The sequence below is a fragment of the Xenophilus azovorans DSM 13620 genome (assembly GCF_000745855.1).
Taxonomy (GTDB): Bacteria; Pseudomonadota; Gammaproteobacteria; order Burkholderiales; family Burkholderiaceae_C; genus Xenophilus; species Xenophilus azovorans.
This window is the reverse complement of the sequence record NZ_JQKD01000031.1, coordinates 48,762-71,165: the sequence shown is the minus strand read 5'-3', so window position 1 is coordinate 71,165 and position 22,404 is coordinate 48,762. Positions and strand designations below refer to the sequence as shown.

Here is a 22,404-nt window from a genome sequence, read left to right as displayed (position 1 = left end):
CGCGCCGCGCACGCGCACCGCTCTCGGGGAATGCCTGGGTTTCAGGCCATCCGCGCCAGCGCCTGCGCCAGATCGGCGCGCAGGTCGTCCACGTCCTCCAGGCCGATGGAAAAGCGCACCAGCGTGCCCTTGTGCGGCCAGCGGCTGACGCTCGCGTCGCGCATCAGGCCGATGTCGTAGGGCACCACCAGGCTGACCGGACCGCCCCACGAGTAGCCCAGCCTGAACAGCGCCAGGCTGTCGCAGAAGCCGTCCACCGCCTCGGTGCCGAAGCGCTCGTCGAAGACGACGGAGAACAGGCCGGCCGCCAGGTTGCGCTCGCCGCACAGGGCCCGCCAGTGCGCGTGTCCGGGCGAGTCTTCCAGCGCCGGATGCAGCACCTGCGCCACTTCCTCGCGGCCTTCGAGCCAGCACGCCAGCTCGCGCGCGGCGCGGTCGTGCGCGGCGTAGCGCAGCGGCAGGCTGGGCAGCGAGCGCAGCAGCGACTCGACGTCGTTGGCACCGACGCCGAAGCCCAGCCGCATGTGGGTGAGCTTGAGCTTCAGGTGCAGCGCGTCGTCGCGCGTGACCACGCTGCCCATCAGCACGTCGCCGCCGCCGCTGGGGTACTTGGTGAGGGCATGCACCGACACGTCCGCGCCCAGCGCGAAGGGATCGAAGGCCAGGCCCGCGCCCCAGGTGTTGTCCAGCGCGGTGGTCACGCCACGCGCGCGGCAGGCCGCGACCAGCGCCGGCAGGTCGGGGAACTCCATCGTGACCGAGCCCGGCGCCTCCAGCCACACCAGGCGCGTGCGCTCCGACAGCTTGCCTGCGAGGTCGGCCGGGTCCATCGCGTCGTAGAGGCGGTGGGTGATGCCGAAGTTGGCCAGCTCGCCCGTCGCCAGCGCCTTGTTGGGGCCGTAGGCGTTGTCGGGGATCAGCACCTCGTCGCCGCGCTTGAGCAGCGCGAGGCTCACCAGCGAGATCGCCGCCAGCCCGCTGGGCACCAGCAGGCAGGCGGTGCCGCCCTCCAGCGTGGCCAGGCGCTCCTCCAACAGGAAGGTGGTGGGCGTGCCGTGCAGGCCGTAGGTGTAGCCGGCCTTGCTGCGCCAGTCGCGCGCGCGCATGGCGGCCACGTCCTTGAAGAACACGGTGGAGGCCTTGAACACCCCCGGCTGCGGCGCGGCGAAGCTGTCGGGCGGGGTGTAGGGATGGTGGATGAGGCCGGTGGCGGTGCGCGTCATGGGGCGATGCTAGTACACCGCCCTGCGCCGCACCGGCGGCGTAGGATGGCGCGATGGCCGATCTCCGACGCGCCCCCGCCCCGCCGCTGCGTGCACTGGTGCACACCCTGTGGGCGCACGAGCCGGCCGGCGACGCGGCGGTGCGGCCCGGGATGCGCGAGCACGTCCTGCCCACCGGCGGCACGCACATCGCGCTGCGGCTGTCGGGGCCGCCATTGCTGATCTTCGACGGTGCGGCCGAACCGGGCGGCCACTGCCTGGGCCACGCGGTGGTGGGCGGCGCGCGCACGGCCTTCCACGTGCGCGACATCTCGGCACCGGCCGCCTCGGTCGGCGCCATGCTGCGGCCGGGCGCCGCGCGCGTGCTGCTCGGAGCACCCGAAGCCGCGCTGGCCCACGGTCACACCCCGCTGGACCTGCTGCTCGGCCGCGCCGAGGTGGACGCACTGCTGGGGCAACTGCACGCCGCCGGGGGCGGCGCGGCGCGCCTCGCGGCGTTCGAGCGCTGGCTGGCCCGACGCGCGCAGGGCCGTCCGCCGGCCCTGCATCCTGCGCTGGCCGGCGCCCTTCCCCGCCTCAACCGCGGCGATGCGCGCGTGGACGACCTCGTGCGCGCCAGCGGCCTCAGCCACCGCCATTTCATCGCCTGCTTCCGCGAGGCCACGGGCCTGGCGCCGCGCGAGCTGCTGCGGCTGCGGCGCTTCGGCCACGCCCTGGAACTGGCGGCCTGCGGCGCGCGGGGCTGGGCGGAGATCGCCGCGGCGGCCGGCTTCGCCGACCAGTCGCACCTGACGCACGCCTTCCGGGAGATCGCAGGCTTCACGCCCTCGGCCTGGCGCCGGCGGGCCGATCCGGCGGCGCCGCGGCACGTGCCGCACTGAGTCGCGGGTCAAATTCCTGCAAGACGGCCCGCCGGGCGCTGCCGAGAATCGGGCCATCGCCGATCCAGGAGCCGCCATGGCCATCCACCACCTGTACGCCTACCTGTGCGTGCGCGACGCCCGCGCCGCGATGGACTACTACACCCGCGCCTTCGGGGCGCGCGAGCTGTTCCGCCTGACGGAGCCGGACGGCCGCGTCGGCCACGCCGAGCTGGACCTCGACGGCCACACGCTGATGCTGTCGGAGGAATATCCGGAGATGGGCGTGCGCAGCCCCGAGGGACTGGGCGCCACGCCGGTGACGCTGCACCTGCACGTGGACGACGCCGATGCGCTGGTGGCCCGGGCCGTCGACGCCGGCGGCACGCTGGAGCGGGCACCGGAAGACCACTTCTACGGCGAGCGCTCCGGCACCGTGCGCGACCCCTTCGGCCACCGCTGGCTCATCGGGCACGCCATCGAGACCGTGACGCCCGAGGAGATGCAGCGCCGCTACACGGCGCTGTTCGGCACGCCGCCGGGACCCGGGTAACAGCGGATCTTCTCGATCAAGGGGCCGCGGAGCAGGCCGTGCGCGAACACGCGCGGAACCGGCTCCGCCGGGCCGCTGCGTGTGCCCCCTTGCAGGGGGTTGCCGGAGCGGAACGAAGTCCGCGCAGGCTGGGGGTGGTCTAAATTTTCCACTTCTCCAGCAGCTTGGCCGGCCGCATCGAGTCATAGCCCTCGAAGGGCTGGTGGATCCAGGGGTTGGTGGGCAGGAACTCCACCGAGTAGTCGGGCGTGAAGGTCGAGACGCCCTTGGTCCACAGCACGGCGCTGCGCAGCTCGGTGATGGGCGTGTACTTGGTGCGCAGCAGCTCCACCACGGCCTGCAGCGTGTGGCCGGTATCGGCAAGGTCGTCCACCAGCAGCACCTTGCCGGCGATCTCGCCCTTGGGCGTGGTGATGTAGTGGGCGATGTCCAGGTAGCCCTGCACCGTGCCGGCCTCGGCGCGGTAGGAGCTGGTGGACATGATGGCCAGCGGCTTGTCGAAGATGCGCGAGAGCACGTCGCCCGGCCGCATGCCGCCCCGCGCCAGGCACAGGATGGTGTCGAACTCCCAGCCTGACTGGTGCACCTTGATCGCGAGCTTCTCGATCAGGTTGTGGTACTCGTCATAGCTCACGTACAGGTGTTTGCCGTCCTCGGTCAGCATGCGCTCTTCTCCGTCGGGTCGTGGTGGGTTGTGTCAGTCGGCCAGATAGGGATGCCGCATCATGATCGTGTGATCGCGGTCCGGGCTGGTGGAAATCAGGTCGATCGGCACGCCCGTCACCTGCTCGATGCGCTGCAGGTACAGCCGCGCATTGACCGGCAGCCTGTCGTACTGGGTCACGCCCACCGTGCTCTCGCTCCAGCCCTCCAGCGTCTCGTAGACGGGCTTGCAGCGCTCGATCTCGTCGGCGCCCAGCGGCAGGATGTCGATGTGCTCGCCGTCCAGCTCGTAGCCGGTGCACAGTTGCAGCTCCTCCAGGCCGTCGAGCACGTCGAGCTTGGTGATGCACAGGCCCGACAGGCCGTTGACCTGCGCCGAGCGCTTGAGCAGCGCCGCGTCGAACCAGCCGCAGCGCCGGCTGCGGCCGGTGGTCACGCCCTTCTCGGCGCCCACGGTCGAGAGGTGGTAGCCGACGGTGCCGGGCGTCTCCCAGTCCAGCTCGGTCGGGAAGGGGCCGCCGCCGACGCGGGTGCAGTAGGCCTTGGTGATGCCCAGCACGTAGTGCAGCATGCCCGGGCCCACGCCCGAGCCGGCGGCCGCGTTGCCGGCCACGCAGTTGCTGGAGGTGACGTAGGGGTAGGTGCCGTGGTCCACGTCCAGCAGCGTGCCCTGCGCGCCCTCGAACAGCAGGTTGGCGCCGTTGCGGTGGGCCTCGTTCAGCTCGCGCGAGACGTCGGCGATCATGGGCCGGATCTGCTCGGCCTGGCGCATCGTCTCGTCGTACACCGGCTGGTAGTCGATGGGCTGCGCGCCCAGCACCTGGGTGAGCACGTGGTTGTGCAGCTCCAGCAGTACCTTGAGCTTCTCGGCGAAGCGCGCCGGGTGCTTCAGGTCCTGCACGCGCAGCGCGCGGCGGGCGATCTTGTCCTCGTAGGCCGGGCCGATGCCACGGCCGGTGGTGCCGATCTTCTCGATGCCGCCCTTCTCGCGGTAGGCCTCGCGCGCCACGTCCAGCGCCGCGTGGAAGGGCAGGATCAGCGGGCAGGCCTCGCTGATGCGCAGGCGCGAGCGCACCTCCACGCCGGCCTTCTCCAGCCCCTCGATCTCTTCCAGCAGCTTCGGCACCGACAGCACCACGCCGTTGCCGATGTAGCAGGTCACGCCGGGACGCATGATGCCGCTGGGGATCAGGTGCAGCGCCGTCTTCACGCCGTTGATGACCAGCGTGTGCCCCGCGTTGTGGCCGCCCTGGAAGCGGACCACGCCCTGGGCGCTTTCCGTCAGCCAGTCCACCAGCTTGCCCTTGCCCTCGTCGCCCCACTGGGTACCGACGACGACGACGTTGCGTCCGGTTGTCACGCTCATGCTCGTATCGCTCGCAAAGAAAGGAAATGGATGGGCCGGACCGCGGGCTCAGAGCGCCGCGACCGTCCAGTTGCCGCCGCGCTGCACCAGCTCGCGGTCGCACTCGAATTCGTCGATCTCGCTGCCGTGGCCCGGCAGCATGCACACCACCGTCTCGCCCTGGCGGCGCAGCGCGGCGATGGCCTCGCGCAGCGAGGCGTCCTCGCCCCACGGCGCGCGCACGGCGGCGCGCAGCGGCCGCGGCGGCACCACGCGCACCAGCTCGCGCAAATCGAGGCTGAAGCCCACGGCGGGGCGGTTGCGGCCGAACACGGCGCCCACCTCGTCGTAGCGGCCGCCGCGGGCCAGCGAGTCGGCCGCGCCCTCGTGGTAGACGGCGAAGCGCACGCCGCTGTAGTAGGCGTAGCCGCGCAGGTCGGCCAGATCGAAGCCCACGCGCGCGTCGCCCAGTTCGCCGCCCAGCCAGCGCAGCTGCTCCAGCACCGGCTGCACGCCGGGCGTGGCCTGGAAGACGCGAGCGGCCTCGTCCAGCACCGCGACGTCGCCGTACAGGTCGAGCAGCGCGGCCAGGCCCTCGCGCGCGGCGGCGGGGAAATCGCGCGTGAGTTCGGCCAGCGTGGCGGCGTCCTTGGCCGCCAGCGCGGCGTGCACGTCCTCGATGACGTCCGGCGGGACGATGACGCCGCCGAACAGCGCGCGCACGATGCGCACGTCGGCCAGGTCCACCACCGGGCGCTCGATGCCGGCAGCGCGCAGGCAGTCCAGCGCCAGCGTCAGGGCCTCCAGGTCGGCCTCGCGGCCGGCATGGCCGTAGATCTCGGCGCCGAACTGCAGCGGCTCGCGCGTGGCGTGGGGACGGTCGGGCCGGGTGTGCAGCACCGGGCCGCAGTAGCACAGGCGGGCGACGCCCTGGCGGTTGAGCAGGTGGGCGTCGATGCGGGCGACCTGGGGCGTGGTGTCGGCGCGCAGGCCCATGCTGCGGCCGGAGAGCTGGTCGACCAGCTTGAAGGTCTGGAGGCCGAGCGCCTCGCCGGTACCGGACAGCAGCGACTCCAGGTGCTCCAGCATCGGCGGCATCACCAGCTCATAGCCGTAGCCGCGGGCAGTGTCGAGCAGTTGGCGTCGGAGTTCCTCGATGTGGCGCGCCTCGGAAGGCAGCACATCGGCGATGTGATCCGGAAGGACCCAGGCGGACATGGGGCGACAGGCCGTGGTTAAAAAGGGATTCTAGCGGCCCGGTGCGGCCCGCCCCGGCGCAGGGGCTCAGGGCGCAGCGATCCAGAGCAGCAGCAGCCCGCCCACGATGCAGCACAGCCCGAAGAAGCGCAGTTGCCCGTCGCGCAGCTGCAGAAGCTGGCTGAAGCCGCGCCGCCAGCCGCCGGGCGAGACGAAGGGCAAGATGCCCTCGAGCACCAGCACCAGCGCCAGCGCGCTCCAGAAGACGTCCCAGCTCACGGCGCGGACGTCAGCGGCGTGGCGCCGCCGCCGTGCCGCTGCCCGAGCCCTGCATCGCGCGGAAGAACTCGGAGGACGGATCCAGCACCATCACGTCGCTCTTCTTGTTGAAGCTCTGCTTGTAGGCGTCCAGGCTGCGGTAGAACTGCGCGAACTGCGCGTCCTTGCCGAAGGCATCCGCGTACGCGGCGGCGGCCTGCGCGTCGCCCTCGCCCTTGATCTTCTGCGCGTCGCGGTAGGCGTTGGCCACCGTCACCTCGCGCTGGCGGTCGGCGTCGGCGCGGATCTTCTCGCCCTCGGCCTGGCCGGTGGAACGCAGCTCGTTGGCCACGCGCTTGCGCTCGGCCTCCATGCGGCGGTAGACCGACTCGGTGATCGCCTCCACGTAGTCGATGCGCGTCACGCGCACGTCGATGATGTCCATGCCCCAGCCGCTGCCGCCCTTGACCACGGCCAGCACTTCGCGCTTGACGTCGTTCATCACGTCGTCGCGGCGGGTGGAGATCAGCTCGCGCACGGTGCGCTTGTTGATGTTCTCCTGGAAGGCGTTGCGCACCACGCGGTTGAGCTGCACGGCGCCGGCGTTCTCGTCCAGGCCGACGTTGCGGATGTAGGCGGACGGGTCCACGATGCGCCAGCGCACGTACCAGTCGATCACCACGCGCTGCTTCTCCGCCGTGAGCATGGGCTCGGTGTCGAGGCTGGACAGCGTCAGCAGCCGCTTGTCGATGTACGAGACGTTCTGGAAGGGTGGCGGCAGCTTGAACTTCAGGCCGGGCTCGGTGAGCACGTCCTTGATCTGGCCGAGCTGGTAGACCACGCCGAACTGGCGCTGGTCGACCACGAAGAGCATCGAGCTGCCCAGGAAGAGCAGGATGAGGATCGAGACGCCGATGAATCCGATTCTGTTCATGTGTCAGCCCCCTTCAGCGCGTTTCGCGGTCGCGCGAGCGGCCGCTGTCGCGGGCCCGCGATTCCAGCGGGGCCACGGGAATGGAGGAAGCCTGCGGCGGCGCCGTGCCCGCCACGCTGGGCGGCGCGCCGTCGGCCGGTGCGGCGCCGCCGCCCTGGCCGGACAACTGCATCAGCTTGTCCAGCGGCAGGTACAGCAGGTTGGAGCCCTGCTTGCTCTCGACCAGCACCTTGGTGGTGTTGTTGTAGATCTGCTGCATCGCGTCGGTGTACATGCGGTCGCGGGTGACCTGCGGCGCCTTCTGGTATTCGGCCAGCACCTGGCTGAAGCGCTGCGCATCACCCTGCGCCTGCGCCACCACGCGGGCCTTGTAGGCCTCGGCCTCTTCCTTCAGGCGCGAGGCGGTACCCACCGCGCGCGGCACCACGTCGTTGGCATAGGCCTGGGCCTCGTTCTTGGCGCGCTCGCGCTCCTGGCCGGCCTTGAGCACGTCGTCGAAGGCGGCCTGCACCTGCTCGGGCGGGCGCACGCCGCCCTGCTGCAGGTTGATGGCGACCACGTCGACGCCGACCTTGTAGCGGTCCAGGATCTGCTGCATGAGCGTGCGCACACGCGGCGCGATCTGGTCGCGCTCCTCGGCCAGCGCGGCGTCCATCTTCATCTTGCCGACCACCTCGCGCACGGCCGTCTCGGCCACCTGCACGACGGTCTCGCCCGGCGTCTTGCTCTCGAACAGCCAGGCGCGTGCATCGCTCAGGCGGTACTGCACGGCGAACTTGATCTCGACGATGTTCTCGTCCTCGGTCAGCATGGCCGACTCGCGCAGGCCGGTGGAGCGCACGATGGCGTCGCGGCCGACGTCGGTGGAACGGATCTGCGTCACCACCACCAGCTCGTGGCGCTGGATGGGGTACGGCAGGCGCCAGTTGAAGCCGGCGCCCACGGTCTCCTTGTAGCGGCCGAACTGGGTGATGACGGCCTGCTGGCCTTCGTTGACGATGAAGAAGCCGGTGCCCAGCCAGATCAGCAGCGCCACCACACCCACCAGGCCGAGGCCGAATCCCGCGTTCTTCATGTCGGGCCCCTGGCCGTTGCCGCCCGGCCCCGACAGGGGCGGACGGCTGCCGCCGCGGCCACCGCCGAACAGGCCGCCGAGCTTGCGGTTGAAGTCGCGCCAGAGTTCGTCCAGGTCCGGCGGGCCGGCATTGGGGCCCTGCCCCTGCGGACGATTTCCGTTGCCATTGGGCGGCGGCGCAGGCGGATCCGCCTCGGGCCGGCTGGCAGGCGGGCGATCGCCGCTTTCGGAGCCGGGCTCGTCGCTCCGCCCCCAGCGGCCGTCGTTCAGGTTGAACATGCCCTGAACCCGGCTCCCAAGAAAACGCAGGGCCGCCCCAAGTTTTCTTGTCCCCCTCGGGGGGCGGGCCAGACGCAGTCCGGCCCCGGGGGCGCTGGGAGGCATTGACTTCATTCGTTGGGTTCTCTTACGACTTCACTTGAGCGGCGGATATTGTGCCCGGCTCAGTGTGGCACGCCCTGCAATTCGGTCTGTGCCGGCGGGGCAATAGGCTCGGCCCCGGGCGCACCGGCCGCGGCGCGGCGGGCCAGTTCCTCGCGCAGGGCCGGCAGGCCCTCGCCCGTGTGGGCGCTGACGAACAGCCGCGGCACGCGCACGCCGTCCAGCTCCATCTCGTCGCTCATGCGCACGGGGCGCCGCTCGGGCTCCAGCGCATCGAGCTTGTTGAAGACCAGCAGTTGCGGCACCTGGTCGGCGCCGATCTCGGCCAGCACGCGCTGCACCTCCTCGATCTGCTCGGGATGGTGGGGGTTGGAGGCATCCACCACGTGCAGCAGCAGGTCGGCATCCACGGCCTCCTGCAGCGTGGCCTTGAAGGCATCGACCAGCCCGTGCGGCAGCTCGCGGATGAAACCCACCGTGTCGGAGATCGACACGCGCCGCCCCGTCTCGCCGAGATAGAGATGGCGGGTGGTGGTGTCCAGCGTGGCGAAGAGCTGGTCAGCTGCATAGGCGCGCGCCTTGACCAGCGCGTTGAACAGCGAGGACTTGCCGGCGTTGGTGTAGCCGACCAGCGAGATGTTGAAGGTGTCGCGCCGCTCGCGCTGCCGGCGCTGGGTGCCGCGCTGCTTGCGCACCTTCGTCAGCCGCTCGCGCGTGCGGCGGATGGCGTCGCCGATCATCCGGCGGTCCAGTTCGATCTGTGTCTCGCCCGGGCCGCCGCGCGCGCCGATGCCGCCGCGCTGGCGCTCCAGGTGCGACCAGCGGCGTACCAACCGGGTGCTCAGGTACTGCAGGCGCGCCAGCTCGACCTGCAGCTTGCCCTCGTGGCTGCGCGCACGCTGGGCGAAGATCTCCAGGATCAGGAAGGTGCGGTCGTAGACGGCGACGCCCAGGTGGCGTTCGAGGTTGCGCTGCTGCGCGGGCGACAGGGCCTGGTCGAAGACGACCTCGCTGGCGCCGTGCAGGTCGGCCGCAGCCTTGATCTCGTCGGCCTTGCCGCTGCCCACGAAGAGGGCGGCGTCGGGCGCCTTGCGCTTGCAGGTGATGCGCTCGACAGGCATGAGGCCCGCGGTCTGCGCCAGCAGGCCCAGTTCCTCGAGGTCGGCGTCGAAATGGGGGAGGCCGAAATCGACGCCGACCAGGACGGCGGCGCCTTCGCGGCGGGTGATGGGTTCAGACAATCGGAACGGCTCGAATCAAAAAAGCAGGGCGGCCGCAGCCGCCCTGCCCTGCGCCATTCAGTTGCCGGCGTCGTCGTTCTCGGTGACCGAGAAGTTGACCGCGCGGCCAGGCACGATGGTGGAAATGGCGTGCTTGTAGACCATCTGCGTCACCGTGTTGCGCAGCAGTACGACGTACTGGTCGAAGGACTCGATCTGGCCCTGCAGCTTGATGCCGTTGACCAGATAGATCGAGACCGGCACGTGCTCGCGGCGCAGGGTGTTCAGGAAGGGGTCTTGTAGGAGTTGCCCTTTGTTGCTCACGATATTCTCCGTGTTCCATAGGAGGAAGTTGTTGGACCGGGCACCTTAACACAGCGTTTCCGCGGTGCAGCAAGGTGCGTCAAAAGCCTGCGAAAAATAGGCCAATACCGGCTGCGGGACCGGCAGGGCCACGGCACCTGCCTGGGGCATCTGGCACCGCGCAGGGGCTTTTCAAGCCCCCTCCTTGTCGGCATAGGGATTGTGCGAGGTCTTGAACTCGATGCGAAGCGGGGTTCCCACGAGATCGAACTCCTTTCGGAAGCGCGCCTCCAGGAAACGCCGGTAGCTTTCGCTCACATGTTCCAGCGAGTTGCCGTGCACCACGATCACCGGCGGGTTCATCCCGCCCTGGTGGGCGTAGCGCAGCTTGGGACGGAACATGCCGCTCTTCCTGGGCGCCTGGAACTGCACCGACTCCTGCAGCAGCCGCGTGAGCACCGGCGTGGGCATCTTGCGCATGGCCGCCCGATGGGCCTGGACGATGGACTGCCACACCGGCCCCACGCCCAGCCGCTTCTTGGCCGAGATGAAGTGCAGCGGCGCGAACTTCATGAACGGCAGGCGGTTCTCCAGCTGGCGCCGCACCTGCTCGCGCTGGTAGTCGTCCACCGCGTCCCACTTGTTGATGGCGATCACCACCGCGCGCCCCGCCTCGAGGATGAAGCCGGCGATGTGGGCGTCCTGGTCGGTCACGCCCTGCGTGGCGTCCAGCAGGAGCAGCACCACGTTGGCCGACTCGATGGCCTGCAGCGTCTTGACCACCGAGAACTTCTCGACCGCCTCGAACACGCGGCCCTTGCGCCGCAGCCCGGCGGTATCGATGAGGTCGAAGCGCTGGCCGTTGCGCTCCAGCGAGACGGTGATGGCGTCGCGCGTGGTGCCCGGCAGGTCGAAGGCGACCAGCCGTTCCTCGCCCAGCCAGGTGTTGATGAGGGTGGACTTGCCCACGTTGGGCCGCCCGGCCACCGCCAGGCGGATGGGACGGGACTCGGCGTCGATCGACTCGTCCGGCTCGTCCTCCATGGAGGGCGGCACCGCATCGAGCGCCAGTTCCACCAGCGCGCGCACGCCCTGCCCGTGCGCCGAAGCGATCGGATGCACGTCGCCGAAGCCCAGCTCGTAGAACTCGGCCAGGCGGCCGCTGTCCTTCATGCCCTCGGCCTTGTTGGCCGCCAGCAGGCAGGGCTTGCCCAGGCGGCGCAGCTCCTCGGCGATGTCGTGGTCCTGCGCCGACAGCCCCTCGCGGGCGTCGACCACGAAGATCACCACGTCCGCCTCCGCCACGGCCTGGCGGGTCTGCTTGGCCATCTCGCGGAAGATGTCGTTGGCGGCCGCGTCGGGCTCGAAGCCGCCGGTGTCGATCACGATGAACTCGCGCGGCCCCACGTGCCCGCTGCCGTAGTGGCGGTCACGCGTCAGGCCCGCGAAGTCCGCCACGATCGCGTCGCGCGTCTGCGTGAGCCGGTTGAACAGGGTCGACTTGCCGACGTTCGGACGGCCGACGAGGGCGATGACGGGTTTCATGGGCTAAATGTATCCCTGCGCCGGATTCGGCGTGGGCCGTGGAAACACCGCGTGTTCATGCGGCACGGCGTCTCCGATCAAAAGGCCGCGGAGCAGGCCATGCGGGGACATCCGCGGAACCGGCCTTGGCCTGTCCTGAGCCTATCGAAGGGCCGGGCCGCTGGATGTGCCCCCTTGAGGGGGTTGGCGAAGCGGAACGAAGTCCGCGGAGACTGGGGGTGTTACTCGGGTCTATAGCCGAACACGCCGCCGTTGCGCGTGACGACCACCACCGTGTTGCCCGCCGCCACCGGCGCGGCCGCGATGGCCGAGCCGTCGGGCGTGACGCGGTTCATCGTCTTGCCGTCCTCGCGCGAGAGGAAGTGCACCGTGCCCGTGTCCTCGCCGATGACCAGCGTGCGGCCGACCGCCAGCGGCGCCGTCAGCGTGCGCAGCCGCAGGTGGTCGGCAGACCACATCGGCTGGCCGTCGTTGCGGCGCCAGGCCACCACGGTGCCGTTGTTCTCGGTGCCGTAGACGGCTCGCTCGTCGCCGCCCACGCCGTCGGAGCCGACCGAGGGCTTGGTCCACAGCAGCATGCCGCGCACCGTGTCGACGCAACCGACCGCTGCGTAGTAGGCCCGCGCACACACGGTGTCGCCCACACGGCTGACGGTGCCGGTCAGGTCGACCAGGCGCTCCACGTCGTTGGTGCCGCGCGGCGCGGCGACGGGCGCCTCCCAGCGCGACAGGCCGTTGCCCGGATTCATGCCCACCAGGCGGGCGCCCACGCCGGCCACCAGCGTGTCGCCGACGGGCAGCAGCACGCCCGGCTTGCGCAGCACCAGCGAATCGCCCACGGTGCGCTGCTGCGTCCATAGCCGGCGGCCGCTGGCGCCGTCGAAGGCAGTGGTGCTGCGGTCCGCCGCCTGCACGAAGACGCGGCGGCCGGCCACCAGGGGCGCAGTGAAGGTCTCGGCGGACAGGCGCTCCTTCCAGAGCACCTTGCCGCCGGCGAGGGCCACCACTTCGTTGTCGCGAGTGACGACGGCGGCCGTCTGGCCGTCGCTGCCGACACCCGCCGTCAGCTCGGCGCCGGCGCTGGCGCGCCACAGCTGCGTGCCCGAGCGGGCGTCGATGGCGGCCACCGTGCCGTCGGCCGCAGCCACGGTGACGGTGTCGCCGTTGACGGCCACCTGCAGCGGCATGTTCACGGCCGGCAGCTTGGCGCTCCAGGCTTGCCGCACGCCCAGCGTCGACGGGTTGGGCTGCAGTTCGGCCGGCTTCGGCTTCGGGGTGCCGGAGCAGGCCGCCAGCGCGGCGATCAGGACCATGGCGGCCCCCGTTCGGAGGACAGGCGCTGCGGGCATGAGACGCTTGAGATTCATGGTGCGTTCGGCGGTTCGCTTCAGGGGGTGGTCTTGGCGGCGCCGGCTGCGGGCGCGGCCAGCGTCGCGGGATCGACGCCGACCGAATTGAGCTTGATCTCGACCAGGCGGCGGTATTCGTTGCCGGGCCCGAAGGCGCTCCAGGCCTTGCGGTAGGCGGCGGCCGCCTCCTCGCGCTTGCCCTGGGCGGCATGGATGTCGCCCTGGCGGTCGGCCACCAGCGCCTCGAATTCCTTCGGCACGGGTGCGGCAAGCTGCTTGAGCGCCTCGTCCCAGGACTTCGCCTGCATCAGCTCGGACGCCAGGCGCAGGCGGGCGATGGCCTGGTAGCCGGGGTCGGAGCCCTGCTCCGCCACCCAGGCCAGCACGGCACGCGAGGGCTCGGCGCGGCCCTTGTCATTGAGGCTGCGGGCCGCCAGCAGGGCACCCTGCTGCGCATAGGCTGTGCGCGGGAAGCGGGCCTTCATGTCGTCGAAGGCGCGCTGCACGCGGTCCGCCTCGCCGGCCTGCACGGCACGGTCCAGTTCGTCGTAGAGGGCGGCGGCCTGCGCGGCCTGGCGGCGCTGGTAGTACTGCCATCCGTTCCAGGCCATCACCGAGGCGGCCGCCAGGAGCACCACCCAGGTGATCAGCGTGCCGTAGGTGTTCCAGAAGGCCTTGAGCCGGTCGAGCTGTTCCTGTTCTTCGAGGTCGAGATGGGTCGCCATGCGCTGTCAGTTGGAGGGAACCGGCGATTGTAGGGTGGCGGCCCAGGCGGCCACTTCGGCCAACGACCGGGCGACCTGGGCGCCGCTGCCGTCACGCAGCGCCTTCACCATGACTTCGCCGCGGGCGAGCTCGTCGTCGCCGAAGATCAGCGCGAAACGCGCGCCGCTGGCGTCGGCCTTCTTGAACTGCGCCTTCATGCCGCCGCCGCCCGCATGCTGGACCACGCCGACGCCGGCCGCGCGCAGTTGTTCGAGCACGGCCATGACCTGCGGCAGCGCCGCCGCCGAGGGCACGACGGCATAGGCGTCCGGCGCCGCGTCGGGCACCGGCAGCCGCAGTTCCTGGATCAGCAGCAGCAGCCGCTCGATGCCCAGGCCGAAGCCCACGGCAGGCGCCGGCTTGCCGCCCATCTGGCCGATGAGCCCGTCGTAGCGGCCGCCGCCGCACACCGTGCCCTGCGAGCCGAGCTGGTCGGTCACCCACTCGAAGACGGTGAGGTTGTAGTAGTCCATGCCGCGCACCAGGCGCGGGTTGATGCGGTAGGCCAGGCCGGCGGCGTCGAGCACCGCGCGCACGGCGTCGAAGTGCGCGCGCGACTCGGCGCCCAGGAAGTCCATGAGCTGCGGCGCCGCCTCGACCACCGGCTGCATGGCCGGGTTCTTGGTGTCGAGGATGCGCAGCGGGTTGCTGTGCAGCCGGCGTTGCGCGTCGGCGTCGAGCAGGTCGGCGTGCGCCTCGAAGTGCCGGATCAGCGCCTCGCGGTGCGCCTGCCGCTCGGCCGGCTGGCCCAGGCTGTTGATCTCCAGCCGCACGTGCCCGCCTTCCACCAGGCCCAGCTCGCGCCACAGCGCGCGCACCATCAGGATCAGCTCGGCATCCACGTCCGGCCCCGGGAAGCCCAGGGCCTCCACGTCGAGCTGGTGGAACTGGCGGTAGCGGCCCTTCTGCGGCTTCTCGTGGCGGAACATGGGGCCCAGCGTCCACAGCCGCAGCGGCCCGTTGTACAGGGCGTTGTGCTCCACCATCGCGCGCACGATGCCGGCGGTGGCCTCGGGGCGCAGCGTCAGGCGGTCGCCGTTCATCGAATCGGTGAAGGAGTACATCTCCTTCTCCACGATGTCGGTGACCTCGCCCAGCCCGCGCACGAACAGCGCCGTGGGCTCCACCACCGGCGTGACGATGTACTGGTAGCCGTAGCGCGCCAGCACGCGGCGCACGGTCGACTCGAACCAGTGCCACAGCGCCGAATCGGGCAGCTTGTCGGTGCGCGGCACACTGGCCGGCAATATGTCGTTCATGCCTTTGACGGCACTGATCTTTTCAGCCATGGAATGCAGGAAATCAGGCTTCGGCGGCGTGGGCCTGGCCGAAGCGCTTCTCGATGTAGTTCTCGACGATCTGGTGGAACTCGGCAGCGATGTTCTCGCCGCGCAGCGTCAGGGCCTTCTGCCCGTCGATGAAGACCGGCGCGGCCGGCGCTTCGCCGGTGCCGGGCAGGCTGATGCCGATGTCCGCGTGCTTGCTCTCGCCGGGGCCGTTGACGATGCAGCCCATCACGGCCACCTTCATCGCCTCGACGCCGGGGTACTTGTGGCGCCACACCGGCATCTGCATGCGCAGGTAGTCGTCGATCTGCTTGGCCAGCTCCTGGAAGGTGGTGCTGGTGGTGCGCCCGCAGCCCGGGCAGGCCGTGACGCTGGGCACGAACACGCGCAGGCCCAGCGCCTGCAGGATCTCGGAGGCGATCACCACCTCCTGCGTGCGCGGCTCGCCGGGCTGCGGCGTGAGGCTGACGCGGATGGTGTCGCCGATGCCTTCCTGCAGCAGGATCGACAGCGCCGTGGCCGAGGCCACCGTGCCCTTGGTGCCCATGCCGGCTTCGGTCAGGCCCAGGTGCAGCGCGTAGTCGCAGCGGCGAGCCAGTTCGCGGTAGACGGAGATCAGGTCCTGCACGCCGCTGACCTTGCAGCTCAGGATGATCTGGCTGCCGTCCATGCCCATCGACTCGGCCAGCTTCGCCGAGTCGATGGCGGAGGTGACCAGCGCCTCGTACATCACGCTCTTGGCGTCCCAGGGCGGCACGCGCCGGCTGTTCTCGTCCATCAGGCTGGCCAGCAGCTCCTGGTCGAGGCTGCCCCAGTTGACGCCAATGCGCACCGGCTTGTTCCAGCGCATCGCGGCCTCGATCATCTGGCCGAACTGCTTGTCCTTCTTGTCGCCCTTGCCCACGTTGCCCGGGTTGATGCGGTACTTGGACAGCGCCTCGGCGCAGGCCGGGTACTCGGTGAGCAGGCGGTGGCCGTTGTAGTGGAAGTCGCCGATCAGCGGCACGTCCACGCCCATGCGGTCGAGCTGCTCGCGGATGTAGGGCACCTGCGCGGCAGCCTCGGGCGTGTTCACCGTGATGCGCACCATCTCGGAGCCGGCCTGCGCCAGCGCCTTGACCTGGATGGCGGTGCCGATCGCGTCCACCGTGTCGGTGTTGGTCATCGACTGCACGCGCACCGGCGCGTCGCCGCCGACGGTGACCACGCGCGGGCCCCAGACCACCCTCGCCTGCCGCGAACGGCGCGGCTGCGGCGAGGCCGGGGCAATGGGCTGCTGCGAAGAAGAAGTCACTCGGCGCTCCAAATGCGGTGCGGCCTCACGAGGACCTGACCACGAAACGCGCCACGCCGCCCGACTTGGTCAGCGGCGCGAGGTCGAAGGCCTCGCCGTGCACCCGCGCATCGACGCTGGCGGCACGCCCGAGCACCACGGACAGCGGCAGCGCGCCCGAGAGATGCACCGTCTCGCCCGCCGCCAGGATGCGCTGCAGCAGCACCTTGCCGCCGGCATCCGTCACCGTGACCCAGCATTCGCCGCGCGCGGCGGTCAGCACCAGCGGCTCGGCCGTGGCAGGGGCCGCGGGCACGTCCTGCGCGGGCGCCACCGATGCGGCCGCGGTGCCCTCCGGCGCCGCAGCGACCGCCGGCCCGGCCGGGGCCGCAGCGGCCGGAGCCACCGATTCGACGACGGTGCCGGGCGCTGCCGCCGCCACAGGCGCGGCAGCGGGGGGCGCATCGCTTTCGGCGCTGCCGCCGGCTCCGGAAGTGAGATCACCCATCCAGGCGCCGAGCCGGTCGAAAGCCGACTGGGGCAGCCAGAACACCGCGGCCGCGGCCAGCAGCAGAGCGGCCACACCGCCCATCAGGGGCCGCGACGGCACCCAGCCGCCCAGCCCGCCGCCATGCCCCGGCACATGGCTGCGGATGCTGCCGCCCAGGCTGCGGTCGGCCTCCGCCAGCGCCACCTTCTGGGCGCCCGGCAGCTTGGCCAGCACGGGCGCCGGATCGATGCGCAGGGCGCGCGCCACGCTGGCGGCCAGGGCCCGTGCGAACACGGGGTCGGGCAGCGCCTCGATGTCGTCGTTCTCCAGCGCCTCGATCCGCTGCGGCGGCACCTTCAGCGCCGCGGCGACCACCTCGACATGCAGGCCGTGCGCCTCGCGCGCCTGGCGCAGCATGTCGCCGGCGCTCAACTGCGAGGTGTCGCCCGGGCTCAGCGGCTGCGAGAGGGACGCGCCGAACTCGCTGGCCCGCTCAATCATCGAAGCTGCCACGTTCGTAGGCCAGCGCCTCGCGCGACTGCGGGAAGCGCCGCTGCAGCTGCGTGCCCAGCTGCCCCACCGCCTCGCGGTTGCCCAGCCGGCGCTCCGTGCGGATGCCCAGCCACAACGATTCGGCATTGGCGGTCGGGCCGTTGTTGATACGCCGCACGTAGAACTGCGTGCGGGCGAAGTCGCCGCGCTGGTAGAGCAGCAGCGCGAGGTTGTAGCCGATGACCGGGTTGCCCGCGTCCATCTCGTAGGCCTGCATCAGCGTCTTCTCGGCCCCCGCGCGGTCGCCGGCCTGCATCTGGCACACGCCCTGGGTCATCAGGGTCTTGGACGCCTCCTGGTAGGTCGGCACAGCCAGGGCGGCAGCGAACTCGCGGCTCGCATCCGCGTAGCGCTTCTGCTGGCACAGCAGCCAGCCGTAGTTGTGGCGGGCGTCGGCGTCGCGCGGCTTCAGGGCGATGGCGCGGCGGAAGCTGTCCTCGGCCTTCTCGGGATCGTCCAGGCGCATGTAGATCAGCCCACGCAGGTTGTACGCCGCGGCCATGTTGGGATCGGCCGCCAGCGCCTGGTTGACCTCGCCCAGCGCAACCTCCGGCTGGCCCTGCTGGAAGTAGCCCAGCGCCAGTTGCATGCGCAGCTCGGCCCGGCGCTGCGCGTTCGCCGCATCGGCCGGCTCGGCCACCGGCGGTCCCGCGTGGCGCGTGTCGGCCAGCGAAGTCGTGGTCGTGGTCGTGGTGGTGCAGCCGGCGGCCAGCGCGAGCAGCGCCACGGTGCACCACAGCCTGCGCACGCCCCGTGCGGCGACTGGCGGGAAGGGCGATGTCATCGGGTCAGTGCTCCTCACAAGAAAAACGCCGGGCCGCCCCAAGTTTTCTTGCCCCCTCGGGGGGCGGGCTGGGCGCAGCCCGGCCCTGGGGGTGCTCACCGGCATGGGCGGCCTGGGCGGCAGGCGCACCGGCTGGCGACCGGTGCAGAACCACGGTGCGGCGCTGCGCCATGCGCTCGGCCGCCCGGGTGCGGTCCTTCACATCGCCGGCGAGCTGGCCGCAGGCGGCGTCGATGTCGTCGCCGCGCGTCTTGCGCACCGTGGTGACGATGCCGGCGTCGGCCAGCAGCCGCGCGAAGGCCTGCACGCGCGCGGCCGGCGAGCGCAGCAGGCCCGAGGCCGGGAAGGGGTTGAAGGGAATGAGGTTGAACTTGCACGACACGCCGTGCTCACGCACCAGCGCCGCCAGCTCCCTGGCGTGCTCGGGCTGGTCGTTCACGCCGTCGAGCATGCAGTACTCGAAGGTGATGAAGTCCCGCGGCGCATGCGCCAGATAGCGCCGGCAGGCGGCCAGCAGCTCGGCCAGCGGGTACTTGCGGTTCAGCGGCACGAGGTCGTCGCGCAGGGTGTCGTTCGGCGCATGCAGCGACACGGCCAGCGCCACCGGGCAGTCGGCGCCGAGGCGGTCCATCATGGGCACCACGCCGGAGGTCGACACGGTGAGCCGGCGGCGCGAGAGGCCGTAGGCGTTGTCGTCCAGCATGGCGCGCAGCGCCGGCACCAGCGCCGTGTAGTTCTGCAGCGGCTCGCCCATGCCCATCATCACCACGTTGGTGATGACGCGGTCGCTGCGCTGCAGGTGCCGGCGCAGGAAGTGCTCGGCGAACCACAGTTGCGCGACGATCTCGCCGGTGGTCAGGTTGCGGCTGAAGCCCTGGTGGCCGGTGGAGCAGAAGCGGCAGCCCACCGCGCAGCCGGCCTGCGAGGAGACGCACAGCGTGCCGCGGTCCTCCTCGGGAATGAACACGGACTCGACGGCATTGCCGTCGCCCACGTCGAACAGCCACTTGATGGTGCCGTCGGCCGAGATCTGCTGCGAGACGACGGGCAGGGCCTGCACCGTCGCCGTCTCGGCCAGCTTGGCGCGCAGCGACTTGGCCAGGTCGGACATCTGGCCGAAGTCGCTCGCGCCGCGCTGGTGGATCCAGCGGAACAGCTGCGTGGCGCGGAAGCGCTTCTCGCCCAGGCGCTCGCAGAACGCAGCCAGCCCCTCGAGGTCGAAGTCGAGCAGGTTGACGGCGGTGTTCATGCGTGCGCCCGTGCGGTCGCCGACGGGGCTTACTTCAGTTCGGGGAAGAAGAAGGCGATCTCGACCTTGGCCGTCTCCGGCGCGTCGGAGCCGTGCACCGCGTTGGCGTCGATGCTGTCGGCAAAGTCGGCGCGGATGGTGCCGGGCGCGGCCTTCTTCGGGTCGGTGGCGCCCATCAGGTCGCGGTTCTTGGCGATCGCGTTGTCACCTTCGAGCGCCTGCACGAACACCGGGCCGGAGATCATGAAGTCGACCAGGTCCTTGAAGAAAGGACGCTCCTTGTGGACGGCGTAGAACTCCTCGGCCTGGGCGCGCGACAGGTGCACCAGCCGGGCGGCCACGATCTTCAGGCCGGCGGCCTCGAAGCGGGAGACGATCTTGCCGATGACGTTCTTGGCGACGGCGTCGGGCTTGATGATGGACAGGGTGCGTTCGATGGCCATGGAAGTGCTTTCTGTTGAATCGGAAATGCGTGGTTGTTCGGATGCGCGAGACCGTGCGGGAAAGACACCCCCGGCCTCGACAAAGCCCGTTATTTTAGCCCGGACGAATGACGTCCCGGCCGCCGCCGCGGGCAAAAACCGCAGCGGAATCCGTGACTTGGCCCGGCGATTGAATGTGGCCGCTCAGCGCGAACGCTTGCGGCGGCGCCCGCCGCCACCGCCACCACCGCCGCCGCCGCCGCCCGGCATTCCACCGCCCGGGCCGCCGCGCCCGCCGCCCGGGCCGCGCTGTTGGCGCGAGAAGCTGTCGCTGCCGATGTAGCCGAAAGAGGTCTTCATCGGATCGGGCTGGGCGCTGCTGCCTCCGCCGCCACCGCCCTTGGGGCCATTGCCGCGGCTCTTACGGCCGGCCGCCTGCCCTCCTCCGCCGCCACCGCCGCCGAAGCCGCGCGCTCCGCCGGGCGTGGCCGGGCGCGGGCCGCTGCCCTTGGGGCCGCCGCGACGGCGCTTGTTGTTGTTGTTGTTGCGGTTGCCGCCGTTGCGCCCGCCGCCGGCCTCGCCGGGGCCCGAACGCGCCAGCAGCGCCTCGGCGCCGGCGGCCTTGGTCAGGGCGCGGATGTCCCGCTCGTCCAGTTCCAGCCAGGCGCCGCGCTTGAGCCCGCGCGGCAGCACCATGGCACCGTAGCGGATGCGGATCAGCCGGCTGACGGCATGACCCACTGCCTCGAGCAGGCGGCGCACCTCGCGGTTGCGGCCTTCGGAGATCGTCACGCGGTACCAGTGGTTCGACCCTTCGCCGCCGCCGTCCTCGATGGTGCCGAACTGGGCTCGGCCGTCGTCGAGTTGCACGCCGTCGAGCAGGCGCTGCTTCTCCTCGTTCGACAGCGCGCCCAGCACGCGCACCGCGTACTCGCGCTCCAGGCCGAAGCGCGGGTGCATCAGCCGGTTGGCCAGCTCGCCCGAATTGGTGAACAGCAGCAGGCCCTCGGTGTTCAGGTCCAGCCGGCCGACCGACTGCCACTTGCCCTGCTGCAGCCGGGGGAGCCTGCGGAACACGGTGGGACGGTTCTGCGGATCGTCATGCGTGACGACCTCGCCCACCGGCTTGTGGTACGCGATCACGCGCGGGGGCGGCGGCGCGATGCGGAAGCGGATCGGCTTGCCGTTGAACTTGACCTGGTCGCCGTACTGGATGCGCTGGCCGATGTGGGCCGGCTCGTTGTTGACCGAGATGCGGCCCTCGAGGATCAGGCGCTCCATCTCCAGACGCGAGCCGAGGCCGGCCTGGGCCAGCACCTTGTGCAGCTTGGGCGCGTCGGCCTGCGGCAGCAGCACGCGCTTGGGCAGCGCGACCTCGGGGCGCTGCTCGTCGTCGTCGAAGCGGCCGGAGACGACGTCGGCGAACTGGATCGGCTCCGGCGGCGGCGCGTTGCGCTGCTCGCGTTCGGCGGCGCGGCGGGCGCGGTCGAACTCGTCGTCGTCCTCGTCTTCGTCCTCCTCTTCTTCGTCGTCGGCATCGCCGCCATCCGCGTCCTCGACGCGCTCCGTGGCGCGTTCATCGGCGGGCGGCGGCACCGGCGCATCGGTCACGGCCGGCACCTCCTCCGCCGCATCGGCAGCTTCCTGCGCGGGCTTGGCCGGTGCACGCTTGCGGCGCCGCGGCTTCGGCTCGGCGGGCGGGCCGGCCACCTCCGCGTCCACCGCAGGCACGGGCGGGGCCGCCGGTTTGTCCTCGGCCCCCATCGGCTCGTCGGGCAGGCTGTCGGGATCGGAAGCGCTCATGGCTGGTTCTCGGGGGGGGATGCTTCGGGAGGGAGATCGGGCGCCGCCGGAGCCTGGGGCTCGTCGGGTGCGATGGCGGGATCGGCGTCGGGCGCGGGCGGCGCGTCCGGGGCGGCAGCCTCCTCGGCCGTGCCGCCCTGCTCCGCCGCCTCGTCCGCTTGCGCGGGCGCAGCCGCCTCGGGCTCGTCGATCGGCAGGGAGGGCTGTTCGCCGCCGTCGGGCAGGCCCGGCGGGCGGGGCGCCTCGATCATCGGCAGCTGGTCGAGCGAGGCCAGGCCCAGGTCGTCGAGGAACTGGCGCGTGGTGGCGTACAGCGCGGGGCGGCCGACCGTCTCGCGGTGGCCGATGACCTCGATCCAGTTGCGATCCTCCAGCTGCTTGAGGATCAGCGAATTGATGGTCACGCCGCGGATGTCTTCCATGTCGCCGCGCGTGACGGGCTGGCGGTAGGCGATGATGGCCAGCGTCTCCAGCGCCGCACGGGTGTAGCGCGGCGGCTTCTCGGGATGCAGGCGCTCCAGGTGGTCGCGCATCTCGGGGCGGCTCTGGAAGCGCCAGCCGGAGGCCACGCTCACCAGTTCCAGGCCACGCTGCGTCCAGTCCTCCTGCATCTCCGCCAGCAGCGTCTTGAGGGTGTCGGCGCCCAGTTCGTCGTTGAACAGCGCGCGCAGGTCCCGCAGCGGCAACGGCTGCGCCGAACAGAGCAAGGCGGTTTCGAGAATGCGCTTGGCATCCGCCGTATTCATGGTTCGCGTCGTCCGGGAAGAGGCGCCGGCGAAGGCGCGCGTTCAGAACACAGAAAAGAGAAAGAAGCGGTGGGACGGCAGTGGCGCCGCGTCAGGCGCGACAGGGGAGGCGCGGTCCGGTGGGCTGT

At 71.1% G+C, this 22,404-nt stretch carries 21 protein-coding genes and 1 pseudogene; 2 read left to right on the top strand and 20 right to left on the bottom strand.

Translation table 11 applies throughout. The annotated features are described in order from the left end of the window. Positions 1 to 41: 41 nt before the first annotated feature. The gene (locus Q392_RS17010) at positions 42 to 1,223 is read right to left on the bottom strand and encodes a PLP-dependent transferase (protein ID WP_038210319.1); all 1,182 of its coding nucleotides are present in this window, start codon (positions 1,221 to 1,223) and stop codon (positions 42 to 44) included. A 53-nt stretch (positions 1,224 to 1,276) separates the two neighbouring features. Between Q392_RS17010 and Q392_RS17005 the strand changes: the two genes are divergently transcribed. Beyond that, a complete protein-coding gene (locus Q392_RS17005; protein ID WP_038210317.1) occupies positions 1,277 to 2,104 on the top strand; it encodes a helix-turn-helix domain-containing protein in 828 nt (275 codons plus the stop codon). A 76-nt stretch (positions 2,105 to 2,180) separates the two neighbouring features. Beyond that, on the top strand, positions 2,181 to 2,636 hold the full coding sequence (locus Q392_RS17000) for a VOC family protein (RefSeq protein WP_038210316.1): 456 nt from the start codon (positions 2,181 to 2,183) through the stop codon (positions 2,634 to 2,636). Positions 2,637 to 2,775: 139 nt separating this feature from the next. Here Q392_RS17000 and Q392_RS16995 read toward each other — a convergent pair whose 3' ends face one another. The 19 genes and pseudogenes from Q392_RS16995 to scpB form a co-directional block, all read right to left on the bottom strand. Then, positions 2,776 to 3,300 carry a phosphoribosyltransferase gene (locus Q392_RS16995; protein ID WP_038210315.1) on the bottom strand — a complete coding sequence of 175 codons (525 nt, stop codon included), beginning with the start codon at positions 3,298 to 3,300 and terminating at the stop codon, positions 2,776 to 2,778. A 33-nt stretch (positions 3,301 to 3,333) separates the two neighbouring features. Beyond that, positions 3,334 to 4,665, bottom strand: coding sequence for an adenylosuccinate synthase (locus Q392_RS16990; RefSeq protein WP_038210314.1), 1,332 nt, complete (start codon positions 4,663 to 4,665; stop codon positions 3,334 to 3,336). A 48-nt stretch (positions 4,666 to 4,713) separates the two neighbouring features. Beyond that, positions 4,714 to 5,862, bottom strand: a complete 1,149-nt coding sequence (locus tag Q392_RS16985; protein WP_038210313.1) for an ATP phosphoribosyltransferase regulatory subunit — start codon at positions 5,860 to 5,862, stop codon at positions 4,714 to 4,716. Positions 5,863 to 5,928: 66 nt separating this feature from the next. Then, positions 5,929 to 6,120, bottom strand: coding sequence for a DUF2065 domain-containing protein (locus Q392_RS16980; protein WP_038210312.1), 192 nt, complete (start codon positions 6,118 to 6,120; stop codon positions 5,929 to 5,931). 10 nt (positions 6,121 to 6,130) lie between these two features. Next, positions 6,131 to 7,033 (bottom strand): protease modulator HflC, encoded by a 903-nt coding sequence (gene hflC / locus Q392_RS16975; RefSeq protein WP_038210311.1) that lies wholly within the window; start codon positions 7,031 to 7,033, stop codon positions 6,131 to 6,133. Between the two features lie 13 nt (positions 7,034 to 7,046). After that, on the bottom strand, positions 7,047 to 8,387 hold the full coding sequence (gene hflK / locus Q392_RS16970) for an FtsH protease activity modulator HflK (protein ID WP_038210310.1): 1,341 nt from the start codon (positions 8,385 to 8,387) through the stop codon (positions 7,047 to 7,049). Between the two features lie 164 nt (positions 8,388 to 8,551). After that, on the bottom strand, positions 8,552 to 9,730 hold the full coding sequence (gene hflX / locus Q392_RS16965) for a GTPase HflX (RefSeq protein ID WP_051953602.1): 1,179 nt from the start codon (positions 9,728 to 9,730) through the stop codon (positions 8,552 to 8,554). 57 nt (positions 9,731 to 9,787) lie between these two features. Continuing rightward, on the bottom strand, positions 9,788 to 10,033 hold the full coding sequence (gene hfq / locus Q392_RS16960; RefSeq protein ID WP_038210308.1) for an RNA chaperone Hfq: 246 nt from the start codon (positions 10,031 to 10,033) through the stop codon (positions 9,788 to 9,790). A 171-nt stretch (positions 10,034 to 10,204) separates the two neighbouring features. Continuing rightward, positions 10,205 to 11,557: a ribosome biogenesis GTPase Der gene (gene der, locus Q392_RS16955; protein ID WP_038210306.1), complete on the bottom strand. Its 1,353-nt coding sequence runs from the start codon at positions 11,555 to 11,557 to the stop codon at positions 10,205 to 10,207. Positions 11,558 to 11,778: 221 nt separating this feature from the next. Further along, positions 11,779 to 12,924 (bottom strand): outer membrane protein assembly factor BamB, encoded by a 1,146-nt coding sequence (gene bamB / locus Q392_RS16950; protein ID WP_038210304.1) that lies wholly within the window; start codon positions 12,922 to 12,924, stop codon positions 11,779 to 11,781. A 20-nt stretch (positions 12,925 to 12,944) separates the two neighbouring features. Beyond that, the gene (locus Q392_RS16945) at positions 12,945 to 13,631 is read right to left on the bottom strand and encodes a YfgM family protein (protein WP_038210301.1); all 687 of its coding nucleotides are present in this window, start codon (positions 13,629 to 13,631) and stop codon (positions 12,945 to 12,947) included. Positions 13,632 to 13,637: 6 nt separating this feature from the next. Then, complete coding sequence (hisS, locus tag Q392_RS16940; RefSeq protein WP_038210300.1) at positions 13,638 to 14,960, bottom strand: histidine--tRNA ligase; 1,323 nt, start codon at positions 14,958 to 14,960, stop codon at positions 13,638 to 13,640. A 13-nt stretch (positions 14,961 to 14,973) separates the two neighbouring features. Further along, positions 14,974 to 16,251, bottom strand: coding sequence for a flavodoxin-dependent (E)-4-hydroxy-3-methylbut-2-enyl-diphosphate synthase (ispG, locus tag Q392_RS16935; RefSeq protein WP_038210298.1), 1,278 nt, complete (start codon positions 16,249 to 16,251; stop codon positions 14,974 to 14,976). A gap of 25 nt (positions 16,252 to 16,276) precedes the next feature. Further along, positions 16,277 to 17,221, bottom strand: coding sequence for a helix-turn-helix domain-containing protein (locus tag Q392_RS16930; RefSeq protein WP_038210297.1), 945 nt, complete (start codon positions 17,219 to 17,221; stop codon positions 16,277 to 16,279). Next, positions 17,214 to 18,056 carry a type IV pilus biogenesis/stability protein PilW gene (pilW, locus tag Q392_RS16925; protein WP_157008037.1) on the bottom strand — a complete coding sequence of 281 codons (843 nt, stop codon included), beginning with the start codon at positions 18,054 to 18,056 and terminating at the stop codon, positions 17,214 to 17,216. Before pilW ends, Q392_RS16930 begins: the two co-directional genes overlap by 8 nt. Positions 18,057 to 18,201: 145 nt before the next feature. Continuing rightward, positions 18,202 to 19,305, bottom strand: a pseudogene (rlmN, locus tag Q392_RS16920) (dual-specificity RNA methyltransferase RlmN); the annotation flags it as partial. Positions 19,306 to 19,334: 29 nt separating this feature from the next. Continuing rightward, entirely contained in the window at positions 19,335 to 19,748 is a 414-nt protein-coding gene (gene ndk / locus Q392_RS16915) for a nucleoside-diphosphate kinase (RefSeq protein ID WP_038210293.1), read from the bottom strand. 183 nt (positions 19,749 to 19,931) lie between these two features. Continuing rightward, positions 19,932 to 21,530 (bottom strand): pseudouridine synthase, encoded by a 1,599-nt coding sequence (locus tag Q392_RS16910; RefSeq protein ID WP_038210289.1) that lies wholly within the window; start codon positions 21,528 to 21,530, stop codon positions 19,932 to 19,934. Then, positions 21,527 to 22,276: an SMC-Scp complex subunit ScpB gene (gene scpB / locus Q392_RS16905; protein ID WP_038210286.1), complete on the bottom strand. Its 750-nt coding sequence runs from the start codon at positions 22,274 to 22,276 to the stop codon at positions 21,527 to 21,529. Before scpB ends, Q392_RS16910 begins: the two co-directional genes overlap by 4 nt. Between the last annotated feature and the right edge of the window lie 128 nt (positions 22,277 to 22,404).

Coding starts and splice junctions, on each gene's coding strand:
- Q392_RS17010 (WP_038210319.1), bottom strand. CDS start 1,223: ATGACGCGCACCGCCACCGGCCTCATCCACCATCCCTACACCCCGCCC.
- Q392_RS17005 (WP_038210317.1), top strand. CDS start 1,277: ATGGCCGATCTCCGACGCGCCCCCGCCCCGCCGCTGCGTGCACTGGTG.
- Q392_RS17000 (WP_038210316.1), top strand. CDS start 2,181: ATGGCCATCCACCACCTGTACGCCTACCTGTGCGTGCGCGACGCCCGC.
- Q392_RS16995 (WP_038210315.1), bottom strand. CDS start 3,300: ATGCTGACCGAGGACGGCAAACACCTGTACGTGAGCTATGACGAGTAC.
- Q392_RS16990 (WP_038210314.1), bottom strand. CDS start 4,665: ATGAGCGTGACAACCGGACGCAACGTCGTCGTCGTCGGTACCCAGTGG.
- Q392_RS16985 (WP_038210313.1), bottom strand. CDS start 5,862: ATGTCCGCCTGGGTCCTTCCGGATCACATCGCCGATGTGCTGCCTTCC.
- hflC (WP_038210311.1), bottom strand. CDS start 7,033: ATGAACAGAATCGGATTCATCGGCGTCTCGATCCTCATCCTGCTCTTC.
- hflK (WP_038210310.1), bottom strand. CDS start 8,387: ATGTTCAACCTGAACGACGGCCGCTGGGGGCGGAGCGACGAGCCCGGC.
- der (WP_038210306.1), bottom strand. CDS start 11,557: ATGAAACCCGTCATCGCCCTCGTCGGCCGTCCGAACGTCGGCAAGTCG.
- bamB (WP_038210304.1), bottom strand. CDS start 12,924: ATGAATCTCAAGCGTCTCATGCCCGCAGCGCCTGTCCTCCGAACGGGG.
- Q392_RS16945 (WP_038210301.1), bottom strand. CDS start 13,631: ATGGCGACCCATCTCGACCTCGAAGAACAGGAACAGCTCGACCGGCTC.
- hisS (WP_038210300.1), bottom strand. CDS start 14,960: ATGGCTGAAAAGATCAGTGCCGTCAAAGGCATGAACGACATATTGCCG.
- Q392_RS16930 (WP_038210297.1), bottom strand. CDS start 17,221: ATGATTGAGCGGGCCAGCGAGTTCGGCGCGTCCCTCTCGCAGCCGCTG.
- pilW (WP_157008037.1), bottom strand. CDS start 18,056: ATGACATCGCCCTTCCCGCCAGTCGCCGCACGGGGCGTGCGCAGGCTG.
- ndk (WP_038210293.1), bottom strand. CDS start 19,748: ATGGCCATCGAACGCACCCTGTCCATCATCAAGCCCGACGCCGTCGCC.
- Q392_RS16910 (WP_038210289.1), bottom strand. CDS start 21,530: ATGAGCGCTTCCGATCCCGACAGCCTGCCCGACGAGCCGATGGGGGCC.
- scpB (WP_038210286.1), bottom strand. CDS start 22,276: ATGAATACGGCGGATGCCAAGCGCATTCTCGAAACCGCCTTGCTCTGT.